Raw genomic sequence first — 22,088 nt, forward strand, 5'->3', positions numbered from 1 at the left:
AATCATTGTAAGGACTTAGTTTTCAATTAATGAATAATTATTTTTATATTAAGGTCTTGGACAGCGACGCAGCTTTCTATAATGCTTATTCAAAGCATCAATGATATTGAGGGATAGCGCCGATTTGTTACATTGTTGTGAATCCATGAACAATTATTGTCAGACGTACACACGAAGCCGCATATGCCATAGCCAGACACATTTTATACTTAAAAAGAGAGAGATTGCTTTTTTAGGGGACAATCGATTAGGTTTTCAATGCTTTCACTTTTGCATCTAACCAACTATGTATACTTTTACCTACGGACACACATGTATATTCTCAAATACACTTTTTTCCTTTTTGCACTTACGCTCCTCACCACAATATCACCATGCAGTGCAGATGAACTGAAACCAACCAAAGACTATCTCAAACGCACTGCCCAGGTATTTTCTGAAATAATTGAAACGTGCAAACCTGCAGTTGTCTACATTCAGGTCACCAAGAAGGCGAAAAATAATGGTTCGTCAATGGATGAACTGAGTCCTGAACTGGAAGAGTTTTTTGGTAAAAAAGACAAAACCAGTGACAACAACCCATTTTTTGGCCAACCAACCTATGGATATGGCTCAGGGTTTATATACAACAACCAGGGATATATTATTACCAATAGCCATGTTATTAAAGATGCCGTTGAGGTCACTGTCACCTTGACCGATAAACGACAATTACCGGCACAAGTTATTGGGGTTGACTCAAAAACAGATATTGGACTGATTAAGGTGGATGCTGATGATCTCCCCACCATTCCCCTTGGAAATTCAGACCTGCTCAAAAGTGGCCACTGGGTTCTAGCCATAGGCTCCCCCTATGAATATATCCAAACTGTCACTGCCGGAATTATCAGTGCCACAGGCCGTAATGCACTTGGGATCAGCGATTATGAAAGTTTCATACAGACTGATGCGGCCATAAACCCCGGCAACTCAGGAGGACCACTGGTCGATATTGAAGGGGAAGTTATTGGGATGAATACCGCTTTTCTCACCCAGACCGGCGGATATATGGGAATTGGCTTTGCCATACCCATTAATATGGTACGAAAGGTCACAGAACAACTCATTGACCATGGAAAAGTAATACGCGCATGGCTTGGCGTTGCACTCAAAGATGGAACAGTTGACCTTCCCAACCTGAATTTAATCAGCAATCAGGCAGCAAGAATTGTTGGTGTAAAAAAAGATTCACCTGCTGAGCGTGCTGGGTTTCAAAAAGGTGATCTCATTATAACTATTAATGGTGCCCCTATTGCGGGTGCTGCTGATCTCAGGAATAGAGTTTCCCTTTGCCCGCCAAACTCTGAGGTGACCATAGAGTACGTCAGAGGACAACTAAAAGTTATCGAAAAACTAAAGCTTGGAGTGCTCAAATAGCTGTCCATTACTCCTGATTTCGGAGGGCTGCATCCCCAAAACTACAGATCCTGTTTTAGGCCAGTTGTTTACGATTTGCCTCTATTGCCAATTCAACAAGCTTGATCGTGACAGGACGAATTTTTCTGGTTGAAGCCAATTTCCGAAACTGACCGGCCTCCTCTACGATGGTGGAGATGACATCCCCAGACCACGTCATATCAAGACCACCTTGCTGAGCGAGTTCCAGCATTTTAGTGCGCGTGATATCACAACCCTCTCCACACACATCCATTTGATGCTTGCCACCTGGCCCTTCGCTAAAGGTCAAATCGTAGCAAGGAGCCAAACGCCAGCGGCGGTCGCGACCGAGACGGAAAGAAAAATTCTTACTGTGGTCATCTCGATTATTAAAGACGATATTGAATACAGCCCTTTCATATGCTTTTTGCACCTCACGCTCGTCACGGGTAAACATGCGCGTAGCGCGCAAAAATGTCGAATAATCTACTGAGAAAGGCAACCGAAAATTAGCGTGCAAAGCACCAGCAAGGGTGTGTACAGGTACCCGCATACCGTCTTCCACATCAAAGCGCTCAATACCAAATGCGGCTAGATTTTTATCTAGATCAAAGTAGTGTGTAGTCGGCATATCCAGACCACAGTTACGTGCGAGTTGCGCATACAAATCCTCAAGCGCGCAGACTTCTTTGTGCTCATTCTGGGCCTGAAATTTAACCAGCCACGGTTGGCTATTGGCCATCGGAGTCGTACTCATAATACCCGATTCCGTATTGTAGTAGACCAACACCTTAGGACGCGCTCCATGCGGAGAGCCACCCATCAGTGCTAACTGACGCAGCGCAATGCTATCCTCCCCGGCAATAATAGCCTGAACGTCTTTAGCAAGCCCCAATAGTTTCACGTCCTCTTCTTGTAAGTCCAACATATTCTCGGGCTCAAAAGACAGAGCACCCAATGCACGATCGCCAATGAAAGCCAATCGATCCAGCGAAGACAGTTGAGCCGGCATCATTCCACTCTTACGGAACAAGCGGTCCATTAACAACATGCCCCACCCATCCGGAAGCGAATCCGCAATGAGACCAGGCAAGCGCTGTAAATACTCTGGAAATCCGCCGTAGGCCTGCCCACGCAGCATCAAATGACGCGGTGACATTTCTAACCCTTGCCTTAATGCTTCTGGTGAATATTCAAACAATAACTCATCGCCGTTATCCGCCAAAGTGCCGAGAAGCCAATGTTCACCCCATCCATTATAGTAGACGAAGAGCTTCTTCATTTGACAACCCTTCGAGGGGCACGAATTCGCTTGGATTGTTCTTTTTGCTCCATCTGAGCGATGGACTTAACCTGCAAATTGAATAACTCCTGAAAATGGTCAGCCAAACCAAGCGCCAAACCAAGACGAACAACCGATTCTATTGATGATTGACCTTTATTTTCGATATTTTTTACGGTCCCCGCTGATACGCCAGCCCGTGCTGCAAGCTCCTCCTGGGTGAGCAGTTGGGCTAAACGCTGGGCTTTCAAGCGAGCACCGAGCTCCTTACAAACCTCTTCGTATGTTGAAAAACCAATGTCCATTATAATACCCCTTAAACTGTTTTCAAGACGTTAATGACTAATATATTAACCTTTAAATCGGATTTAATCAAGTTTCAAATCTGTTACAAAGGAAAGTGAACTTCGGAATTTTCATGATGGAGAATTGTGAATATTTAAACTTTGAGAGGGTTTTGGTCTGGTTGAGTGAAATACAATAAGATTAAACTATTTCTTAAAAAGAAGGGTTGAGTATCAAATTGTAGTTTTTCCATTGCGATAGAAATTTTTGTGTGTCCCGAGAGCCAATAGTTCTAATATTACAGAGCCATTTTCGTAGCGATACCCCAGCAGCGACAGTTGCTTTGACATCTTGAACTTGTAAACACGCATATAGGAGAGGTCGCCTTTTTTCTGTTCACCCAGTAAAGGATTTTCCATTAATTCCCGGACTGCTGCATCAAGATCTTTTTTCTTGTTTTTGTGAAGTTTTTTTACGGTTTTCTTGAAACCGGCAGCTTGAAGAACGTGCGTGATTTTAACCAAAATCGTAACTCTCTAATTCTCCAGCTTCTATTTCAGCTTTAGCAATAACCGCCTGTTTGACAAACTCATAAGATAAGTCAGGGTTATCTTCCATCATTTTACCAATTTTAGCCCAATGCTCTATTTGCTTTGGAGTAGTTCTATCAAGCGCTTTACCTATAATTGCAGCTCTGTTTATGAGGTCTTTATCGAGCCGAATGCTTACTGTAGCCATATTTCACCTCCTAGTGATATACAAATTGTAGCAACTTGCTACAGAAAAAACAAGTGGGATCAGTATAATCCGCTTACTACAAGTATAAGCATCTAACAAAAGAGGATGAGAAAATTTGGCTAATGAATTGGACCATCATATAGCATCGAAACGTCGAAGATGATCTGAAAAGTGTTACCCCATCTCCCTGAAGGGCATAAGTTCCATAGTGATATATCTTACAACATAATTTTTAAATATATTCTTCATTTTCTTGTTTTTCTTACAGAAGTTCAGGAGTAAGGTACTAACCCCGGTAAACGGGAAAAAGCCAGGATAAGTGCCAAGGTGGCTATGTTAACTACTTAATTTCAAAAGAGGCTCCAGCTTTCTTGTTTTTTTAGGCAGAAGTTGAGTTATAAGGCACTAATAGGTGAAATCAATTTTTATACACTAAGCTATACTCCATTCAGGATTATTAATATGGCAGACATCAGATGGATACAACGATTTCAAAACTTCGATCGAGCTTTTGTGTTGCTTCGTTCAGCAATGGAAGAGAGACCCATAGAGCAGTTTTCCGATTTGGAGCAAGAAGGGATTATCCAACGATTTGAATATTCTTATGAACTTGCATGGAAAACCCTGAAGGACTATCTCGAGGAAAATGGAGTCATCATAACACCGATTACCCCTCGGAACGTCATCAAAGAGGCCTTTGCTGCAGGTATGATTGACAACGGCCAGATATGGGTTGACATGATGCTTCACAGGACCCTTCTTGCTCACACATACGATTTCTCAAAATGTAAAGAAGTATTGAAAGCAATTGAAGATCATTATTTGGCAGAGTTCAGTTCAATCCATGAATGGTTCAGCACCAAGCAGTTCGAGACCTAAATATTGCATGTCAAACATTCAAAAAACATATTTACTATGTCAATACGTTCTTTCTCGTTTGGAAAAGAAGGTATTAACGAACTCAAAAAAATTTGTTTTCTCATATTTTCCTCCCTCGGGGAGAACCGATTTTTCTTCGTCAACAGCCCCTTGAGGTACACAAATACGTCTACGTGTCTATTGCTTTCATCTCCGGAAGATAACGCAGATTCCGAACCTATGCGATTGCAAATTTAGGTGATACATGAAGAACTTAGGGTTAAACAAACAGGAACTAACGAAGATCCTTTCGGTCTTTAACCGCCATCCAGAAATTATTAAGGTTGTCATTTTTGGATCGCGCGCGAAAGGCACATCACGACCAAATTCAGACATAGACTTTGCGGTGGATGGGATCAGCAGTGACTTGCACATTGAATCCCTCGCCATGGAACTTGACGAACTTTCATTACCCTATAAATTTGATGTGAAATCAATTGCTACAATTAGCAATAGTGCTCTGAGCGAGCATATAGAAAGGGTCGGTGTTACTATTTACCCCTAGCCCGAAACTCCTCAAAGCAGGGGCACTGAAATCAGCCCCCCTATTGTGATCGATAATTCCGTCTCCCCTATTTTGACTCCAACAAGACCTTTACTTCAAGAGGTGCAAAGCGGGCCTGGATAGTACTATCAACAACAGGATAAACCCCGCCTGTATAATAGTCCTGCCAGTCAATTGGGCCTTCTGACGGAACCTCTATGTGCGCTTCTGTATAGGTCCTGATTGTATTCACACAGATCAGCATTCCTGTATTGTATTGCTCTTTGCGAGCACAATGCACGGCTTTATTTCCGCTAGGATCAACTGAGTATTTTGAAATCATTTTGAGTTTCACTGGCTCATCGTCATTTACAACCTGCAACCAGGAGCGAATACTATTGAGGCGACGAATCAACCGGGAGAAATCTTCCTTCCCTTGATCTGTAGAGGTAATACTAGGGAAGGTATAATAATATATCCCTCGACTCCCATGAACAACAGAGAGGAAAGAAAGGCAGTTCATCTCTTCAAAAGTTGGAAGTCTTGGCCAACCGCTATTTTCAAATTTTCCACCACCAAATGCCTGAATGACAGACTGGAGCCGATCTTTTCCAACGTAACCAGCAGCCTCATCCATGGATTCCGAAAGCCAACTCATCGGCATATGGGGGACGGGGTATTGATCCAACATGAAGAAGTCTGCCGCTTGCTCGTAATAAGGTATCGCTTGGGGACGAACAATTGCCATATTGGTCACAGCATTTGGGAAATGGGCTTTAACAGTATCGTATATCTCTTTGGCCGTGGATTCTGAAAATGAATGAATCCCCGGTTCATCATTCACATAATAGGAGAAATTGCCGAGTCCAAGTGTGGAACTAAATTTCTCCAATGCAATCGCAAGCTTCCCAGCATCGCGGGGCACTGAAAGAGTACAACGCATACCCAGTTCAAGACAAATATCAATATTCTCCCGGGTCATTGCCATAACGGCGGTATTAAGGCCCAGTTCTTTTATCTCTTTTACGTTTTTTACATTTGCTCCATAAACACCAAGGGGGAAAAAGTCGGTTTGAAGAGTTTCTCTCTGGAACTCCAATTGAGGGCGTGTATCGCGGACTAACTGAGGGGATCGCATCCAGAAAGTGGTTCCTGGGTAGTCATTTTTAAACAGAAAGATATCGTCCTTCTCAGCTATATCCTCAGGACAAACGACCTGAGCTTGTAGTTTTTGCCATGCATCTATGACCCTGTGGGTGTTTAGTCGATACTCCTTCCCCCAGATTGACACTTCAGCATAGGCCCGAGGATCACTACGATCTTGCCGGTAAAAATCACCACTAAACTGATATCTCTCGCCAGGCTCACAGCTCTGCAGTCTGGTTGACCATTGAGCACTTCTGTCATGGCCCGCCGTAAGCCCGATTGCATAAATGTCGTCACTCCCATAGGTGCCATATAAGAACGTACTATCTTGGATTAAAGATGGCGGCGGCCGAAACCAGTCCAGAGGACTGCCCACACCATTTTCCCCTCCACCCTCTCCTTGACCTTCCTCATTTTGCAGTTGAGGATTTGGGATAAGGTTTTCCTGAAGCGTAAAACCATCTGCAAGCGCAAGTGGTGGATAGCCACATAGAAGTACATAATAAACCACAAGTAGTCTTATCACATCAACTCTGTAGAGAATACTCATTTGCCCCCCAATACCCAACTACGTTCTCGCAAAAACAGAGAAATCATCACCATAATCGAAAGCCACCAACCTTGACATCACTTCAGGCTCACCGTAAGATGTGGCCAACAACGTCCGTTACACATACACAAGCCTATAAAATGCCAACAAATTTTAATCACCGCTTTTTATCTCTTATTTTTGGTTGCCTGGTCTTTACCACCTCAACAGATACACTTGATGCAGCTGAGTTGCAAATCGATCCTACCGAAAACGATGCAGCTTATAGCTACATATTAAAATTGGATCGCATAGAGAAGCTCGCCGGTGTAAAACTCGTCATAAATTACCCTAAAGACCAGCTGCACTTTGCCTCTGCACGCAAGGGAAAAACATTCAATTCATTTATGCATATTGTAAATGACAAGATTCCGGGAAAGATAATTGTGGTAATGGCGAGCGCAAAAGGGGTTTCAGGATCGAATCTGCCCCTTTTAACCCTTAACTTCTCAAGAATACACTCAAATGCTTTAGCTGACAACCAATCAATCAATCCGGTACAATGCCAGTTGATGAGCGAGGATCTTCAAGAAATATCATGCACAACCCCACAACAGGCAAAAGGTAATTCACGCCATTGACAACACTACATGTGCATGTTAATGCTAAATTTTCAAACTATCATTACTGCCGACAAAAATGACGAACACAAAGAAACATAAATTCCTTTTCCAAGTAGTCACTATAGCACTGCTGGTGTTTTATGTTTTCTCTTCCCCCCCTTTTTGTCAGTTTAATGAAACATCCTCAGATCTCAGTCAGATAATCCTGCACTTGCAAGAAACTGGGGAGTCCATCACACCACATTGCGCCACTGAAAATACTCGTTACTTAGACTCGATTCGAATTCTGCAATCAATTGCAGGTTTCAATTCTATGCAGGTTGACAGAGATGACAGTGACCAGAACATCGTGGTTGTTGAGTTAAAAACGTTCCATCTCTTATCTGCTACCCAAGAAGCACCTGCCCTTCTTGTCGGAAAAGAAATTATACATCATCAAACTTTCTTTTATATTTCAATTAACTCTCCACCAGACACACCCCCTCCCACAAGAGATATTGCTTAACCTGTAATGGAAAAAACCATTTTTTTCCTCTATTACTTGGCCTACACTGCATTTTAAGTGTATAATTTAGCGAAGATCTAACCCAGGAATTTAATATGCACATGAAGATAAGCAAAACATTGCTTACTGTTATATCCGCCATACTTGTAGCTTCAACAACCGTAACGGCTGCAGATAAAACTATCAGCCTTTTATCTGACGCAGGTCTGAGTACGATTGATGTTACTAAAGGCAACAGTTTTACTGTCCAGCTTAAAGTAGATGATGCATCAGAAATAGCAGGTGCTTCGTTTACCGTAACCTACGACACTGACAATATAACTCTAAATGGCGTAACCAGTCAATTTTTCGGAACATTTGATGACCAGGCAATCGACACACCAGATACAGACGCTATCGGAGGATACGTTGCTGTAGATTCAGTTAATTACTATAGCCCGCTGGTTCTTGCTTCGGCGACCGATAATGGCAGTATGCTTGCTGCAGCAAGGTTTGATAATGGTTCGGGGATAGATGAAACTCTTTTCACACTGACATTCAGGGCCACAGGGAGTACAGGTATCTATCCCATTTCTGTAAGCCAATCCACCATTAATAATGTTGATGCGGGATACGATGAAGCAGGTGAGAGCATCCCATTTTTCGTTGGCATTGATAATGACACATATCTCAGTTACAATGATTGTACGGTTAATGCAGTTACTGTAACGGTGAAGATAGTCGATAACGACAGTGACGGCATTGATGACGACTGGGAAATCGAATACAACCCAGATGGTCTGGGTATAAATGATGACGGAGTCCTTGACTACTTCACGGCAACTGGTGACTATGACAATGATGGGTACAGTGATTACCAGGAGTATGTGAACGCACAGAATGGTGAAACCGACCCTGATGGTGGTTCATATAATCCAACCGTAGAAAATGCCCCCAATGGCACGGGATATGTCGCTAAGAGAATAATTCCTCCCGGGATAAACCTCCTTCTTTTAAACTGAGAGCCAAATCAATGCGAATTCTTATTCTCACAATCTTGTTTACAACATTTTTTCCAATTTCTGGCTTCCCTGCTCAGCCAAAAGTAACATTAATATTGAAAGAAACGCCTTTAATAGAGGTTTTGGAAAAAGTGTCGATACAAACAAACTTGTCTTTCAAAATTGATGAAAATTTAGGCCAAAAGAAAATTTCTGGAAATTTTGTTGAAAATGACATAGAAAGTTTTATTAGCAAATGTCTTCGCGGTTCTAGTTATACATATGTTCATGAGGCGTCCAATAACACCATCATAATTAGTACTTTTGGATCCCAAAACAATCAACTCGTAGACATTAAACATTCGACAGACACCGATAAAAATAGTCCTCTAATAACAGAGAACATAGGACAGCTTCGTGCAAAGGAAAACATTACCTATGAAGAGTATATAAACAACCCAAAATCTATTGAGCCTTTATCAGGAATGACGCTCCAAGAAATAGCCATTATTCAAAAAGATGAGAATATTGCTTTTAATCAATATCTCAATGCCCCTGATGCAATAGAGCCTTTAACCGGCACGAAATTGCAAGAAATCGAGCTACTCAAAAAAAAGGAAAATGAAGCATATACTCAGACAATTAACAACCCAAAATCTATTGAGCCTTTATCAGGAATGACATTCCAGAAAATTGCAATCCTCCACAAAAGAGAGAATGAAATATACACTGGTAATAGCAATCCATTAAGGCTCAAGCCATAATGTAAACCAAGAAAACATATACTTAAGGAGAACATAAAATGACTGCCCTATACAAACTCATACTACTATCTACCTTCGCCACTGCCTTTTTTTTCGCCACATTTCAATCCTCATTTGCACAAGATGGATATTGCTCAGATGTTATAGTTACTTCTGTAGGTGCAAATAATATTGGAACGATTGTCCAAGCACAAAACACTAGAAGTGATTGTGGAGATTGGGAGCGATTTGCTTATAAATGGTTTTATGTAGATAATAGTGGAGGCAATGCAAACGTGATGGTTGCGGCTGCAATGACAGCAATGGCAATGGAATCGACTGTTACAGTAGTTCACAAATCAGGGAACACCTATACAAATTGGGGTTCGCTAATGCACATTTCTGCTAACAGAAATAGCCCTTAATAATAAAATAACTAGACTTCAGTTGGATTGAGCAATCACCGGTGCTCAACTCAATTTTGACCACAGACTCTAGTTTCACAGAAAACTGTGCTATCAACGAGAGGATTGTTGCAACTACGATAATCCTCCAATAGAATCTTTGTTCGCGATCCTTAAACGCCGAGCGCTCTATAGAGTTTTGGGGAGTCAAGCATATTGTTGGTTTTATACAGGATCTCGTTTTCGTTCTATCTACTAATTTGCAATTTATTTAGGATTCATACATACGGTTTACAGCGTTGCCTAGTTTATTATTGTTCCGGAGCAATTCTACTTGCACGTCGCAACACTTCTTCAAGAACGTCGCATGTCAAACTGATATCAGCGCCAGTAAGCGTTGGATGAACGAGGAACATCAAACTGTTTTCGCCCAATTCCCTGGCAATATGCAACGGTGCAGTGGGTCTCCAGCCGGTGTTATCGAAGGCCTTCTCCATATAGATTTCAGAACAGGCGCCGGAATAGCAGGGAACACCCTGTTGATTTATTTCTGCCATGATTCGGTCACGATTCCAGTTTGACTGCAAACGTTCAGGCTCAACAAAAATGTAACATTTATAAGCCGCATGACCTATATAACTGGGAACAACAGGCACGCGCAAGCCTGAAAGTTTTCGGGCGCTATCCCAGATAAGCTGAGCATTGCGACGGCGTTGAGTAGTCCAGTTTAACATCCGTTTTAACTGGATTCGGCCAATCGCGGCCTGCATCTCCATCATCCGCCAATTGGTACCAAAGGATTCATGTAGCCAGCGAAACCCTCGCCGATGTTTTCGTTCGTACACCGCGGCCCAACTTTTGCCATGGTCCTTGTATGCCCACCCCTGCTCCCACCAGTCCTTGCAGTTGGTCGTGAGCATACCGCCTTCCCCCCCCGTAGTCATTATTTTGTCCTGGCAGAACGACCAAGCTCCAAAATGGCCGATGGATCCAACCGACTTCCCTTTGTAAGTCGCTCCATGCGCCTGGGCACAATCTTCTATGACGTACAAGTCCTTCTCGTCTGCTAGGGCCATGATCGGGTCCATATCACACGACCAACCAGCCAAGTGGACACAAATCACCGCTTTGGTATGAGGCGTTAGTACAGCTCGAATCGATTCTACTGTAATGTTCTGTGAATCAGCATCCACCTCGGCAAAAACCGGAGTCGCTCCGACTGTCACGACGCAGGAAGCCGAGGCAATAAAGGAACGCGGTGTCACCACAACTTCATCGCCAGGGCCAATGTTCAATACTTTCAAGGCTAAGTCCAGCGCCAGCGTGCCATTGGTCAGGGCGATGGCATGTTCAGCTCCGCACCAGGCGGCGAATTCCTGTTCAAATTTCCGACATTCTGTACCAGTCCAGTAATTGACCTTATTGGAGAGGAGAACGTGTTGGATAGCTTGAGCTTCTTCTACTGTAAAACTAGGCCAAGAAGAAAATCTGTTGGAAGTCATACCTTATCTGCCTCATAATTAATCGCATGAATGCAACAAGTTGAGCAAAATTCAACAAAATCTTAATATAAACAAATCAGAAACACTCACTTGACCCGAGCGGGATTACCAAAGACGACACTCCCATCAGAAACATTTTGGGTTACAACAGCCCCCATACCAACGACAACTCCATCTCCAATAGACACTAACTGCTTAACCACTGCGGCAAGTCCGATCCAGCTTATCCGCCCGACAACCACACCTCCCGCCAAGGCCCCATTGGGACTAACATGAACGCCATCGGCCAACCTGCAATCGTGTTCTACAATCGCGCCCGTATTGATAATACATCCCCTACCAATCTTGGCTCCTGCATTCACTGCCGAATTAGCAAGGATAACCGTCCCAGGCAATACCTTAGCATATCGGCTGACCTGCGCCGACGGATGAATGACAATCGCCAGCGGTGCATTTTCTCGTTGCAGTTCAAAAAGCTTTTCAAGACGTACAGTGTTGTCCCCGATGGCGACAACCACACCGTCGAAACGTTTGAGTTTTTTACGCAGTTCGCTACTGCAACCCTTAACAGGCCAGATACCATTATTATTGTTTTCTGGCCAAGCGTCGTCATAAAAAACCACATCAGTCCAACCTGACAGCTCCGCAGCATCCGCAACTACTTTGCCATGACCGCTAGCACCGAGTATGGCCAAACGCTTCACGAGTCATTTCCACGAAATTTAGTCATCGTTGCCACACCTTCCTGATTAATTCCGTCCCGTCTTATTACTTTTTGAATCGTCAAAAATAAGATCTTCATATCCAACCAAACGCTGTGGTTGTCGACGTACCACACATCCAGTCGAAACTTCTCATCCCAACTCAAAGTGTTTCTACCATTTACCTGTGCCCAACCTGTGACACCCGGTCGTACGTCATGCCGGCGAGCCTGTTCAGAGTTGTATAGTGGCATGTATTCCATCAATAACGGACGTGGTCCCACCAGGCTCATATCACCCTTAAGCACATTCCATAACTCTGGCAACTCATCCAGGCTATTAGTCCGTAGAAACCGTCCAAACCGTGTAATACGCTCCGAATCAGGTAACGAGTTGCCTTCACTATTAAAAGCATCACGCATGGTACGGAATTTGATCATATCAATGGGTATGTTATCTCGCCCAGGCCGGGTTTGGCGGAAAAACACAGGAGAACCGAGTTTAAGCCGAACCAACAAAGCTAGCACCGAAATTAAGGGGGAAAGGAGCAGGAGACCAACTACGGAGGCAACGATATCGAAGAGGCGTTTTAGCATTTGATTCCAATTTCTTGAAGTATTTGTGCATTGACTTTATGTACGTTATATTTTTCTTCACTAATCTTACGCGAACACTTTCCCATCCGTGCAATCAAATTTGGATCCTCAATAAATAATTCCATTGCCTTTGCCAATTCCTGTACTTTTTTAACAGGAACTAGAAGACCATTACTGCCCTCCACCACTGTTTCACGACAACCTGGTGCATCAGTTGTAATGATGGGCCGCCCCATGGCCATTGCCTCAAGAACAGTGCGTGGGGTACCTTCACGATATGAAGGCAAAACATAGACTGAACAATCAGCTATAGCAGGACGAACATCATCAAGGTGCCCCATGTATTCAATCTCTCCGTCGCGCTCCCACTTTAAAATTTCTTGGGTACTGATGGAATCGGGATTATCATCCACATCACCAACGAGTTTAAAAATTGCGTTCGGATGACGACTACGCACTTCTGACGCTGCTTCGACATACTCACGAATACCTTTGTCTCCCAATAAACGTGCAATCAAGAGGAAAACCACCTTTCCTTCAGGCAACGGAGCAACCTGAAAGTGGATAAGATCAATACCTGAACCGTTAACTACAGTCGAGGGTGTATACGCAGGCAACAATCCCAACTGTCGGAATAAGGTTTGATCATCAGGGTTTTGAAAAAAAACTTTCTCAGTACGTACTAATGCTATCGAATATAGTTTACGTACTAGCTTTTGCACAAATTTTCGTTTTCCGGTTATCTCGCCGGTAAATGCATAGCCTAAGCCAGTAATTAATGCAAACCGTCGTGGGACCCGAACCATCCAAGCAACTAAGGTACCATATATTACCGGCTTAATGGTATAACAAAATACGACATCCGGCTTCATCACACGCATCAAGCGATATAAGCTCAACACGCTGCACAAATCATGTATAGGATTGATGCCAGCGCGTTGAAGATGGATATCATGACAGCTTACACCCCACTCTTCAAGCTTCACACAGACATCCTGACATTTAGTCAAATCCACGGCTGCAGCATGAACGCGACAACCGGTGTCACACAGTGCTTTAATGAAGGGTCCGCGAAAGTTGATCAACGAACTATTTAAGCCAGCCAGCACTAACACACGTATGGGTGAAGTTTGTTGTGTATTTTCCATACAATAGAGACTTACAACATCTGAGTTACGCAAACCACCTTCTCAACCGAAAATGGTTGCCACATACACTTCGTAACGTTGAACCAACGACTCGATTGTATTGATAACCGATACGACAAAAAAACCAATCTACATTGATTAGAAAAAGAAGCATCTTTTTCAAACATTATGCGTCTCCACCCAAGACTGAAACATCAATACATTCCACAAATGGTATTGCCAGTTATGACGTCCACTCAAGTGTTCTTCCCACATTTTCCTGATAGGCCCTACATAAAAATACCCCTCTCGCTCCAAACGTTCTGCAGCTAATAAAGATTCAGCCCAGTCTCGAAGAGGGCAGCGCAACCAACTATCCAAAGGAATGCCAAACCCCATTTTGGGGCGCTCAATTAGCTCTTTTGGTACATGGCGATATAGAACCTGCCGCAACAGCCACTTTCCCTGCCCATGCCGGATTTTATATTCAAGAGGCATGTGCCAAGCCAATTCAATAACTCTGTGGTCCAGCATCGGCAAACGGGTTTCGAGACTCACGGCCATAGCTGCGCGGTCTATCTTTGTGAGAATATCGTCCGCCATGTATGTTTGAGCGTCCATCGCCATCATGGCGTGCTCCAGGCAATCGACATCCGGCCATGCCTCATGGTTCGTGATAAGCGTAAGGGGTTCCTTGCCACCAATAACGACGCTTTCCGGAGCCGTCCAATGGCTAGTCAACTGTCTGTAATAGGCCTTGCCATCCATTAAAGAAAGTACTTCAGCCAATTTCCGAGCTTTTTCACCCGGAATAGAGATTTGCAGCTTTTTGGGTAAAACCGGCCTAGCCAATTCAAACAAGCGATCCCAAGTTCCAGGTGGCATTGCTCTTAAACCGCTTGCGGCCAAACACCTTGCAAAAAGCGGAAGCTTCAGTACTGACCCCAACACTTTTTGCGCAACCATATACCGATTATACCCCCCAAAAAGTTCATCTCCTCCGTCACCACTCAACGCCACAGTAACACTCTGGCGGGCTAGTTGGCTCACTAGGAATGTCGGAATCTGTGAGCTATCACCAAAGGGTTCACAATACATCTCCGCCAATTTCGGGATCACCTCTAATGCTTCGCCTGAACGCAAATAAACCTCGGTGTGATCGGTTCCAAGATGCTTTGCGACTTTTCGAGCGTGCTCAGCCTCGTTATACCCGCCTTCCTCAAAACCAATAGTGAAGGTTTTTACAGCTTGCTTACTTTGCGCCTGCATGAGCGCTACCACAGTACTGCTATCAACTCCGCCACTCAGAAAAGCGCCTAATGGAACGTCTGCCAGCATCTGATCCATAATACTGGAGGTCAATCTACCTTCAAGTGCGTCTACTGCTGCCTCGGGGCTACCGGAAAATGGATTGGCAATTCCTTGGCGAACTGTATTATTCATTGCCCAATAGGGCTGAGAACTGACTTGCTTCGACAATGACACATCATCCCCCAATGGAATAGAAACGAAGTGCCCTGGCATCAGCTTTCCAATACCTCTATAAATGCTATACGGTGCAGGAATATAACAGTGCCTGAGTAGTAGCGTAAGCGAATCGCGATCAATTTCTGGCTTAAACCCCGGATACGCCTTTAGAGCTTTAAGTTCAGAGGCAAACAACAACGTGTCATCACACCAGCCCCAATAGAGTGGTTTTTCACCCACTCTGTCCCTTGCTAGAGTGAGTGTTTTTTCCTGTTTGTCCCAAAGGGCAATAGCAAACATACCTACGACACGCCTGAGTGTCTGCTCTATCCCCCAAGTAGAAAAACAAGCAAGCAGAGTTTCAGTATCAGAATGACCCCGCCAATCAATTTGAACACCCGAATTCGTGAGCTGATCGCGAAGAGTAAGGTGGTTATATGTTTCGCCGTTAAAAACGATAACATAGCGGCCACAAGCAGACTGCATTGGCTGCTGTCCCGCCGGAGACAAGTCGAGAATAGACAAACGACAATGCCCCAACACCACCGAGCTTTTCTCATCAAACCAAACGCCATTACTATCTGGACCACGGTGGTTTATCTCAGCGCACATGCGTTTTGCTGTGGCGACCGAATCTGCCCCCCCACAGGTAAAGCCTATAATACCACACATTAGTGTCGAGCCTCGCACATTACCTTATAGAATCTGGGAGCCTGAGCTTGAAGCGAATAACAACTTTCAACCTGCGAACGTCCTGCTTTTCCCATTCGCTTACGTTCTGATAGCTTTGCCTGTATAAGCTGTCTTAGTGCCTGCTCCCATTCTTCAACCGATTCGGCGAATAGACCATTATCACCACTATTAATAATATTTAAATTCACACCAACCGGTGAAACCACCACAGGCAGCCCACATGCCATATATTGAATCAACTTATATCCACATTTACCCCGCTCCCAGGGTGAGTCAACAAGTGGCATAATTCCAACGTCAAACTGTTGCACAGATTCAACTTCAGAATCTTCAGACCATGACCAAGCCTCTACGGGCGTGTCTTTGAAATCATCAGTATTCACACCTACCGCAACAAAACGAACAGACATTTCTTTTTTTAAAGATTCAAACACCGGCAAAAGTGTTTTCAGATAATGGCTAGTTTTAGGGGTACCAATCCAACCAACGATGGGAGTCTCTATGCCTAATTTCTGCTTTGACTGATAGCGTAAAGTGTCAACTACTGTAGGAATAATCTCAACACTGCTTGCACCGGCACGGTAGGCACGTTCAGCGAGATAATTGTTCCCTACAATGACCGTGGTGGCGTGGCGCATCACCAAGTCGATCTTTTGACCTAACAGCCGCCTTACCCAAGGATTGGAATGGCAGTCGTACTGGTGAAACAGAGCGTCATCGTAATCCACTATGTAAGGTACACCAATGCACTGTAAAATACGTTCGGCGGTTGCAGGCATGAAAGGGAACAGTTCTTTTTCGATAATAACAACATCAAACCGCCGAACACCCAGCAGCGCCAGAACTCTTCCTGTATAGCCTGTCACCACTTCCACCCAGCGGGTGTCACCACAGTATAACGCTTGCAAATAAGCGTCAGAAAGCAGTGGCTTATCCGTCACCTCTACACCTTTGGATTGAAGGTACGGCAGATACTGCAAAAATCGTACGCGAGAGCTGGCGCCTAAAGACCCATATCTAGAAAGAAGTAGAACTTTCATGTGTTATCTCCCCTCTCACCGCGAAAGATATGGCCCATGGAACGCCACAACATGCAATAAGCGGACCAGGTATGCTTAATACCGGCGACATCGCTACGTAACAAACACCAAGAGAACCGCGTAATCGGTTCCAACAGGTTGGTCACGACAACCAATATCCAAGCTTGCCAGCATGGGAAATGTTTAAAAGCATACAACAAACGACTACGAAGAGAGTAGAACAACCTGTTAACCTTGACCTGCCTAGATGCCCCCCCTCCTGCGTGAAATGCACGAGCTTCAGTAAGGTACCAACTATCCCACCCTGCTAGTTTGCTGCGCCTTGCGATATCCACTTCTTCAAAATACACGAAGAATCTCTCATCAAAACCGCCACAGAGCTCAAAAACTTTACGGCGAATGAAAAAGAAAGCGCCGATGATTTGATTAACCTGACGAGTATCGTTGTGGTCCCAATCACTCATACGCATTCCAGTACCCAACAAACCTGGGAACTTATCTAAACCCAACGCCGACGATATTAAGCGTCGAAAAGTAGGGAACCTCGCACAAGTACGACTTACCTCACCATACTCATCAACCAACTGAATACCACAAATACCGACCTTCTCATTCTCCGAATGTTCCATGAAGGCTAAAGGCACTGAAATTGATTCACTTTTTAAGCGGGTATCAGGATTCAGAAATAATATGTGAGGGGCATTACTGGCCTTCGCACCGACATTGCATGCTGCACCGAAGCCCAAGTTTTTCCCAGTAAAAATTACCTCTACACCGGGGACACTTGCAACCACATCAGCAGAGCCATCAGTAGAGCCATTGTCTACAACGAGGATGCGGAATGCTTCATCTCTACTATGGGCGAGGATGGAATCGACACAATCTTTTAATTGATGACCTGTGTTCCAATTTACAATTACTATGTCAAGCATACTTAGATCGTTGGGTTAGATGGGCATTTATTAGAGCTACCGGAAGAAAAATTATCCATAGGTAATCAAATTTCCCAAGATAAGGATTAGTGGCATTTATAATAAGGAACGCACAAAGCGCAGTGTTCAAGGGAAGAAATAGTTTAGCAAACTCAATGTTCTTACGTGACAGCCGAATTCCTTTTAGCACCACCCAAAAAACAGCAATTGAATAGACCAAAAAACCAACAAGTCCAACATTCATCAACAATGCTAAATAGGACAACTCATAGGCCCAAGGCGTATCATGGGAACGAATTACATCGGTAGTACTACCAAATCCATGACCAATTAGTGGAGATTTTATAAAGGCGTCCCATAATGCAGCCGCCTGATGAAAACGTGCACCACTGGACGCTTCTTGACCTTGGAAAGCAGATACAAATTCTTCTAGCAATGCTGCTGAGTCAAGCCCCAAAAAAGTAATTATACCTACTACCGTCAACGAAGCGAGCCCTGTAAATCTCAACGCTAGTGAAAAAAACGACACAGATTGTATTTTACATGCAGACATTTGTAGAACCGGCAATATAATAAATGGTGTTAACAGCATCACTAACCAAAAAGCACGGCGACCAGAACCTAAGGCTGCCCCTATAATCGCAAATAAGAGTAGGTAAACTGCAAGTTTACGAAAACCAGACAATTCATCCCGCCTTACCAAGAGAACGGACAGCACAAATGGAAAACCATACATCACAGTAGAAAGCCCATATGTTCGAAATTCGATGTAACCTCCAAAATTTCCGTAAGCCGCACCCTGGAACTCAAGAATAGGAAAGATAACAGAGCCATAACCAAAGACACCTGCCAGCATAACGAGAAGGGCCATGAGCGTGGCTAAAGTTATTCCAAGAAGTAATGCAGACTCTATAGATTTAATTACCCTTAGATCGTGTACCAATCCAATAAAGAGAAGATAAAGCACTGGCCAAATAAGATACACTGTTGAAACCCTTAACGCTCCTGGTGCAAAACTGACAACACCCCACACGACACCCAAAAGACCAACCAAGATTGTTAGAAGCCAGAGTAAGAAAATATTGCGGTGAACTCGCCATGTCTGGAGCGCTAGTACACTGCCAATCCCCACGATCAAAACAAGAAATACACCACGCTGAACTTGAAGCGAGGTTGGCACAGCAAGCATCAGAACAAAAAAGGACTGAACAAGAAAGAGCCAAGCTTTTGTTGATAATTTTTGAGATACATACATTTAATTGGATTTCTAATAAATTTTCATAGCACAAAATCATTGATTCATAATCACCATCATTTACAATGTGGTTTTGAAAAAAATTAACAGTTTTTCACTGGTAATAAAAGGTGTGTAGTAAACGTTAACACCTTAAAACACAAGTGATTTCACAAACACCATAAACTGCAAAGCCAATTCTGATTCTGAATAATCGCCTGGTATTAAAAAATTGCCCTTTTCAAAAAAAACAGTTCCTTCATTTACAGTACTGCAAGCAGTACTGGTGGCAATATCAATGATCACTGCCTGCGGAAGAGACTCACAAAGAGTCCATGTTGCACTCCCCTTCTCAGTCACAACGAAAATTGGCAATCCAGTAGGTATATACTCAAAGAGTTTACTTGGCAATGCTGCATAGGATGCTGATAAAAGTAACAATCCTCTAACTTTGGGTAACTGCTCTAATAGTGCAGAGCGTGGGATCGCCCCAAGGACCTTAATCTGCCAACCAATGGCCTTAAACCGTGGTTCAAACACCGAAATTTGTGTCAATTCTTCCTCACTCAGTGCACCGATTAAAAGTACAATTCCGGTCTTAGGAGAGTTAGTAAGATTTTTTAATAACGGCTCCAATAACAACGCTGGATATTGTGTAAGCCTAGACCCTGTGAAGCGCCCCGCATGAATCAGTATATTTTCTGCACATGAAACACCAACGCCATCTTTAGCTTTCAGTGCATTTTCATTTTCGGGATAGCCATTTGTCAGCACCTGAACTTTTGAACCTAGTTGAGCATAACGTTCGCACAACAAATCCTTCCACACCAACGATGTCACTTGAATTCCTTTAGCATCTTGCAAAATCCGCCGTTCTAAACGCGACTCCTGCCATCGGCGTAGAGCTGAAGAACGTAATAACGGTTTAAGAGGTTCATCAAGCCAACCATCACGCATATCAACGACATGCACCACAGAAAACTTACGGGACAAAATCCACGCGCCAACATGGGCTGATTCGGGGGGACTTGAAGACAAGATAAAGTGTGCACCCTTCATAGCTGCCAAAACTGTGGAATGACGTGCAGTAGAGCGTGCCCAAACAACAGTCGGATCAGGATTAAATAACCTATAAGCAAGCGCACGGCGCCACTTGTTGGGCTTTCGTGGGTTAACAACAATATCGGATCTCGATTCAACGTCGCGATAAAGCCCAAGGCGATCGCATACCGTTATTTCCTGTCCCCAAGATTCTTCACGTATAGCATCAACGCTACCGGCCCTAATCATGACGATACGATAGCCGTCTGCCACAAGCCATCGAACAAACCGCTCTACGCGGTTATTACCAACATGCCCGGCATGTCGCCAGAACGGTGCGAGAATAATCGCTTTTTTAGGTGTGTTCACCATTATTTTTTCAGTCCATTGTTCAATGATGTGAGAAAACTTTATAAAGCGTTATTAACCCGGCGGCCAAATGCGTCTATGCTGCGTAGCTTATTGCCGGATGGTTAAAATACTTCCTGATCCTTTCGGGTTTCTGTTGTAACATTCTCATATGCCCCAGAACTTTACCTTTGAGAGACTTTTGGTTTCTTGCAGGCGATGAACTACGAATTCCTGTTTTCAGATCACAGTTTAAATACTCATCTGGGTTAAGTTCAGGTGAGTAAGATGGCAGATAAAAGACTTCTATCTCATCCTCATGTCTTTCAAGCCAAGCCTTTACCAGTTTTGCATGATGTACTCGCAGATTGTCCAGAATAAGAAACACGGTTCTTTTGGCATCTTTTATCAACCTTCTCATAAATTTAATGAGAACACGAGCTGTCATGTTCTGCTCATATATCATGAACCGTAACAACCCCTGGTTGTTAATGGCAGAAATCATATTGAGAGAAAAGCGTTTAGCATTGATTTCAACTACTGGCGTTTTCCCTTTTGGAGCATAACCTCGACTGTGCTGGCAATCATTTCTGATTCCAGTTTCGTCACCCCAATAAATTTCAGCATCATCTTTTTTTGCTAACTTTTGGATCTCAGGGTACGTATGGTCTAGCCAATCCTGAACAGTCTTGGGGCTTTGTTCGTATGCCTTTTTAATCGGTTTTTGTGGAGTAAAACCCCAACGCCTCATGTAGTCACCAATAGTGCGTACAGCAATTTTTATTCGCCACATTTGATAGATGGCAGACTGAATAGCTTTTCGGTTCCAGAGGGCAAATGGTAGTTTAAGTTGTTGCGGATTCTTGTTGACCAACAACCGCTTTAGCTCAGATTCTTGAGCCTCCGTTAGCATACGTTGTTCAACAGAACCACGACCACGTTTTTTCAGCTTTATAGCTTTCTCTCCACCCTTTTTCCAGGCGCGAATCCATCTACACACAACGTCGTAATGTACGTCTACAATCGCAGCAATTTCTTTGCGTGATTTCTTCTTCTTAAACAAACGAATTGCTTGATCTCTATTGTGTTGCTGAACTTCTTTTGGCAAATTTCTGGCATCTTTAGTTTTCATGCTGAAACTATACCATTAAAAGACCTAAATGGCCACCAGGTCAATATATAGCACATTTCCTCTTGAAAATCCCGCATATTCAACTCGATAGGTTATTTTTCAGAATCGACTACGTAGCGTTTACCATTCGATAAGTGATAAACATGTACCACGATATCTGGCTGAATACTGCTATCGCTTTAACCGAAGGTTTAATATGGGAGGAATGATTTCATCTCTCCT

Annotated in this window: 23 protein-coding genes; 8 read left to right on the top strand and 15 right to left on the bottom strand. The window is 43.6% G+C overall.

All coding sequences use genetic code 11. The features are described from left to right. Positions 1-312: 312 nt before the first annotated feature. Complete coding sequence (locus ACX6CI_RS17215) at positions 313-1,416, top strand: S1C family serine protease (protein WP_458774888.1); 1,104 nt, start codon at positions 313-315, stop codon at positions 1,414-1,416. 55 nt (positions 1,417-1,471) lie between these two features. On the opposite strand, the gene ACX6CI_RS17220 is transcribed toward ACX6CI_RS17215, so the two are convergent. The 4 genes from ACX6CI_RS17220 to ACX6CI_RS17235 form a co-directional block, all read right to left on the bottom strand. Further along, positions 1,472-2,698 (bottom strand): type II toxin-antitoxin system HipA family toxin, encoded by a 1,227-nt coding sequence (locus ACX6CI_RS17220; RefSeq protein ID WP_458774889.1) that lies wholly within the window; start codon positions 2,696-2,698, stop codon positions 1,472-1,474. Continuing rightward, positions 2,695-3,003 carry a helix-turn-helix domain-containing protein gene (locus tag ACX6CI_RS17225; protein WP_458774890.1) on the bottom strand — a complete coding sequence of 103 codons (309 nt, stop codon included), beginning with the start codon at positions 3,001-3,003 and terminating at the stop codon, positions 2,695-2,697. Before ACX6CI_RS17225 ends, ACX6CI_RS17220 begins: the two co-directional genes overlap by 4 nt. Before the next feature lie 213 nt (positions 3,004-3,216). Further along, the gene (locus ACX6CI_RS17230; RefSeq protein ID WP_458774891.1) at positions 3,217-3,507 is read right to left on the bottom strand and encodes a type II toxin-antitoxin system RelE/ParE family toxin; all 291 of its coding nucleotides are present in this window, start codon (positions 3,505-3,507) and stop codon (positions 3,217-3,219) included. Then, positions 3,500-3,721, bottom strand: a complete 222-nt coding sequence (locus ACX6CI_RS17235) for a TA system antitoxin ParD family protein (RefSeq protein ID WP_458774892.1) — start codon at positions 3,719-3,721, stop codon at positions 3,500-3,502. The genes ACX6CI_RS17230 and ACX6CI_RS17235 overlap by 8 nt, the downstream gene beginning before the upstream one ends. 462 nt (positions 3,722-4,183) lie before the next feature. Between ACX6CI_RS17235 and ACX6CI_RS17240 the strand changes: the two genes are divergently transcribed. Together ACX6CI_RS17240 and ACX6CI_RS17245 are read left to right on the top strand one after the other, a co-directional pair. Continuing rightward, positions 4,184-4,600: a nucleotidyltransferase substrate binding protein gene (locus ACX6CI_RS17240; protein ID WP_458774893.1), complete on the top strand. Its 417-nt coding sequence runs from the start codon at positions 4,184-4,186 to the stop codon at positions 4,598-4,600. Positions 4,601-4,844: 244 nt separating this feature from the next. Next, entirely contained in the window at positions 4,845-5,144 is a 300-nt protein-coding gene (locus ACX6CI_RS17245; RefSeq protein ID WP_458774894.1) for a nucleotidyltransferase domain-containing protein, read from the top strand. A 67-nt stretch (positions 5,145-5,211) separates the two neighbouring features. On the opposite strand, the gene ACX6CI_RS17250 is transcribed toward ACX6CI_RS17245, so the two are convergent. Beyond that, entirely contained in the window at positions 5,212-6,819 is a 1,608-nt protein-coding gene (locus ACX6CI_RS17250; RefSeq protein ID WP_458774895.1) for a hypothetical protein, read from the bottom strand. A gap of 140 nt (positions 6,820-6,959) precedes the next feature. Here ACX6CI_RS17250 and ACX6CI_RS17255 point away from each other — a divergent pair, with 140 nt between their 5' ends. The 5 genes from ACX6CI_RS17255 to ACX6CI_RS17275 all read left to right on the top strand — a co-directional run bounded on the left by ACX6CI_RS17255 (position 6,960) and on the right by ACX6CI_RS17275 (position 10,074). Continuing rightward, positions 6,960-7,439, top strand: a complete 480-nt coding sequence (locus tag ACX6CI_RS17255) for a cohesin domain-containing protein (RefSeq protein WP_458774896.1) — start codon at positions 6,960-6,962, stop codon at positions 7,437-7,439. 295 nt (positions 7,440-7,734) lie between these two features. Next, positions 7,735-7,926, top strand: coding sequence for a hypothetical protein (locus ACX6CI_RS17260; protein ID WP_458774897.1), 192 nt, complete (start codon positions 7,735-7,737; stop codon positions 7,924-7,926). Positions 7,927-8,021: 95 nt separating this feature from the next. After that, positions 8,022-8,927 carry a hypothetical protein gene (locus tag ACX6CI_RS17265; RefSeq protein ID WP_458774898.1) on the top strand — a complete coding sequence of 302 codons (906 nt, stop codon included), beginning with the start codon at positions 8,022-8,024 and terminating at the stop codon, positions 8,925-8,927. Between the two features lie 11 nt (positions 8,928-8,938). Beyond that, positions 8,939-9,670: a hypothetical protein gene (locus ACX6CI_RS17270; protein WP_458774899.1), complete on the top strand. Its 732-nt coding sequence runs from the start codon at positions 8,939-8,941 to the stop codon at positions 9,668-9,670. A gap of 38 nt (positions 9,671-9,708) precedes the next feature. Next, the gene (locus ACX6CI_RS17275; RefSeq protein ID WP_458774900.1) at positions 9,709-10,074 is read left to right on the top strand and encodes a hypothetical protein; all 366 of its coding nucleotides are present in this window, start codon (positions 9,709-9,711) and stop codon (positions 10,072-10,074) included. A gap of 290 nt (positions 10,075-10,364) precedes the next feature. Here the strand turns inward: ACX6CI_RS17275 and ACX6CI_RS17280 are convergent, their stop codons facing one another. The 10 genes from ACX6CI_RS17280 to ACX6CI_RS17325 form a co-directional block, all read right to left on the bottom strand. Continuing rightward, positions 10,365-11,555 carry a DegT/DnrJ/EryC1/StrS family aminotransferase gene (locus tag ACX6CI_RS17280; RefSeq protein ID WP_458774901.1) on the bottom strand — a complete coding sequence of 397 codons (1,191 nt, stop codon included), beginning with the start codon at positions 11,553-11,555 and terminating at the stop codon, positions 10,365-10,367. Between the two features lie 86 nt (positions 11,556-11,641). Continuing rightward, the gene (locus ACX6CI_RS17285; protein WP_458774902.1) at positions 11,642-12,259 is read right to left on the bottom strand and encodes an acetyltransferase; all 618 of its coding nucleotides are present in this window, start codon (positions 12,257-12,259) and stop codon (positions 11,642-11,644) included. Continuing rightward, positions 12,256-12,852 (bottom strand): sugar transferase, encoded by a 597-nt coding sequence (locus ACX6CI_RS17290; protein WP_458774903.1) that lies wholly within the window; start codon positions 12,850-12,852, stop codon positions 12,256-12,258. The genes ACX6CI_RS17285 and ACX6CI_RS17290 overlap by 4 nt, the downstream gene beginning before the upstream one ends. Then, complete coding sequence (locus tag ACX6CI_RS17295; protein ID WP_458774904.1) at positions 12,846-14,000, bottom strand: glycosyltransferase family 4 protein; 1,155 nt, start codon at positions 13,998-14,000, stop codon at positions 12,846-12,848. The genes ACX6CI_RS17290 and ACX6CI_RS17295 overlap by 7 nt, the downstream gene beginning before the upstream one ends. A 159-nt stretch (positions 14,001-14,159) precedes the next feature. Then, a complete protein-coding gene (asnB, locus tag ACX6CI_RS17300; RefSeq protein ID WP_458778481.1) occupies positions 14,160-16,118 on the bottom strand; it encodes an asparagine synthase (glutamine-hydrolyzing) in 1,959 nt (652 codons plus the stop codon). After that, complete coding sequence (locus ACX6CI_RS17305) at positions 16,118-17,179, bottom strand: glycosyltransferase family 4 protein (protein WP_458774905.1); 1,062 nt, start codon at positions 17,177-17,179, stop codon at positions 16,118-16,120. Before ACX6CI_RS17305 ends, asnB begins: the two co-directional genes overlap by 1 nt. Beyond that, positions 17,176-18,111 (bottom strand): glycosyltransferase family 2 protein, encoded by a 936-nt coding sequence (locus ACX6CI_RS17310; RefSeq protein WP_458774906.1) that lies wholly within the window; start codon positions 18,109-18,111, stop codon positions 17,176-17,178. Before ACX6CI_RS17310 ends, ACX6CI_RS17305 begins: the two co-directional genes overlap by 4 nt. After that, positions 18,104-19,366, bottom strand: a complete 1,263-nt coding sequence (locus ACX6CI_RS17315; RefSeq protein WP_458774907.1) for a hypothetical protein — start codon at positions 19,364-19,366, stop codon at positions 18,104-18,106. The genes ACX6CI_RS17310 and ACX6CI_RS17315 overlap by 8 nt, the downstream gene beginning before the upstream one ends. 132 nt (positions 19,367-19,498) lie before the next feature. Next, entirely contained in the window at positions 19,499-20,758 is a 1,260-nt protein-coding gene (locus ACX6CI_RS17320; protein ID WP_458774908.1) for a glycosyltransferase family protein, read from the bottom strand. A 73-nt stretch (positions 20,759-20,831) separates the two neighbouring features. After that, complete coding sequence (locus tag ACX6CI_RS17325; protein WP_458774909.1) at positions 20,832-21,866, bottom strand: IS630 family transposase; 1,035 nt, start codon at positions 21,864-21,866, stop codon at positions 20,832-20,834. Between the last annotated feature and the right edge of the window lie 222 nt (positions 21,867-22,088).

The organism is Desulforhopalus glucosivorans (genome assembly GCF_054397165.1).

Bases quoted from the DNA above. Each gene is read 5' to 3' on its own strand.
- ACX6CI_RS17290 (WP_458774903.1), bottom strand. From the start codon at position 12,852: ATGCTAAAACGCCTCTTCGATATCGTTGCCTCCGTAGTTGGTCTCCTG.
- ACX6CI_RS17220 (WP_458774889.1), bottom strand. From the start codon at position 2,698: ATGAAGAAGCTCTTCGTCTACTATAATGGATGGGGTGAACATTGGCTT.
- ACX6CI_RS17250 (WP_458774895.1), bottom strand. From the start codon at position 6,819: ATGAGTATTCTCTACAGAGTTGATGTGATAAGACTACTTGTGGTTTAT.
- ACX6CI_RS17235 (WP_458774892.1), bottom strand. From the start codon at position 3,721: ATGGCTACAGTAAGCATTCGGCTCGATAAAGACCTCATAAACAGAGCT.
- ACX6CI_RS17215 (WP_458774888.1), top strand. From the start codon at position 313: ATGTATATTCTCAAATACACTTTTTTCCTTTTTGCACTTACGCTCCTC.
- ACX6CI_RS17260 (WP_458774897.1), top strand. From the start codon at position 7,735: ATGCAGGTTGACAGAGATGACAGTGACCAGAACATCGTGGTTGTTGAG.
- ACX6CI_RS17325 (WP_458774909.1), bottom strand. From the start codon at position 21,866: ATGAAAACTAAAGATGCCAGAAATTTGCCAAAAGAAGTTCAGCAACAC.
- ACX6CI_RS17265 (WP_458774898.1), top strand. From the start codon at position 8,022: ATGCACATGAAGATAAGCAAAACATTGCTTACTGTTATATCCGCCATA.
- ACX6CI_RS17320 (WP_458774908.1), bottom strand. From the start codon at position 20,758: ATGGTGAACACACCTAAAAAAGCGATTATTCTCGCACCGTTCTGGCGA.
- ACX6CI_RS17315 (WP_458774907.1), bottom strand. From the start codon at position 19,366: ATGTATGTATCTCAAAAATTATCAACAAAAGCTTGGCTCTTTCTTGTT.
- ACX6CI_RS17255 (WP_458774896.1), top strand. From the start codon at position 6,960: ATGCCAACAAATTTTAATCACCGCTTTTTATCTCTTATTTTTGGTTGC.
- ACX6CI_RS17270 (WP_458774899.1), top strand. From the start codon at position 8,939: ATGCGAATTCTTATTCTCACAATCTTGTTTACAACATTTTTTCCAATT.
- ACX6CI_RS17295 (WP_458774904.1), bottom strand. From the start codon at position 14,000: ATGGAAAATACACAACAAACTTCACCCATACGTGTGTTAGTGCTGGCT.
- ACX6CI_RS17280 (WP_458774901.1), bottom strand. From the start codon at position 11,555: ATGACTTCCAACAGATTTTCTTCTTGGCCTAGTTTTACAGTAGAAGAA.
- asnB (WP_458778481.1), bottom strand. From the start codon at position 16,118: ATGTGTGGTATTATAGGCTTTACCTGTGGGGGGGCAGATTCGGTCGCC.
- ACX6CI_RS17310 (WP_458774906.1), bottom strand. From the start codon at position 18,111: ATGCTTGACATAGTAATTGTAAATTGGAACACAGGTCATCAATTAAAA.
- ACX6CI_RS17240 (WP_458774893.1), top strand. From the start codon at position 4,184: ATGGCAGACATCAGATGGATACAACGATTTCAAAACTTCGATCGAGCT.
- ACX6CI_RS17305 (WP_458774905.1), bottom strand. From the start codon at position 17,179: ATGAAAGTTCTACTTCTTTCTAGATATGGGTCTTTAGGCGCCAGCTCT.
- ACX6CI_RS17225 (WP_458774890.1), bottom strand. From the start codon at position 3,003: ATGGACATTGGTTTTTCAACATACGAAGAGGTTTGTAAGGAGCTCGGT.
- ACX6CI_RS17275 (WP_458774900.1), top strand. From the start codon at position 9,709: ATGACTGCCCTATACAAACTCATACTACTATCTACCTTCGCCACTGCC.
- ACX6CI_RS17245 (WP_458774894.1), top strand. From the start codon at position 4,845: ATGAAGAACTTAGGGTTAAACAAACAGGAACTAACGAAGATCCTTTCG.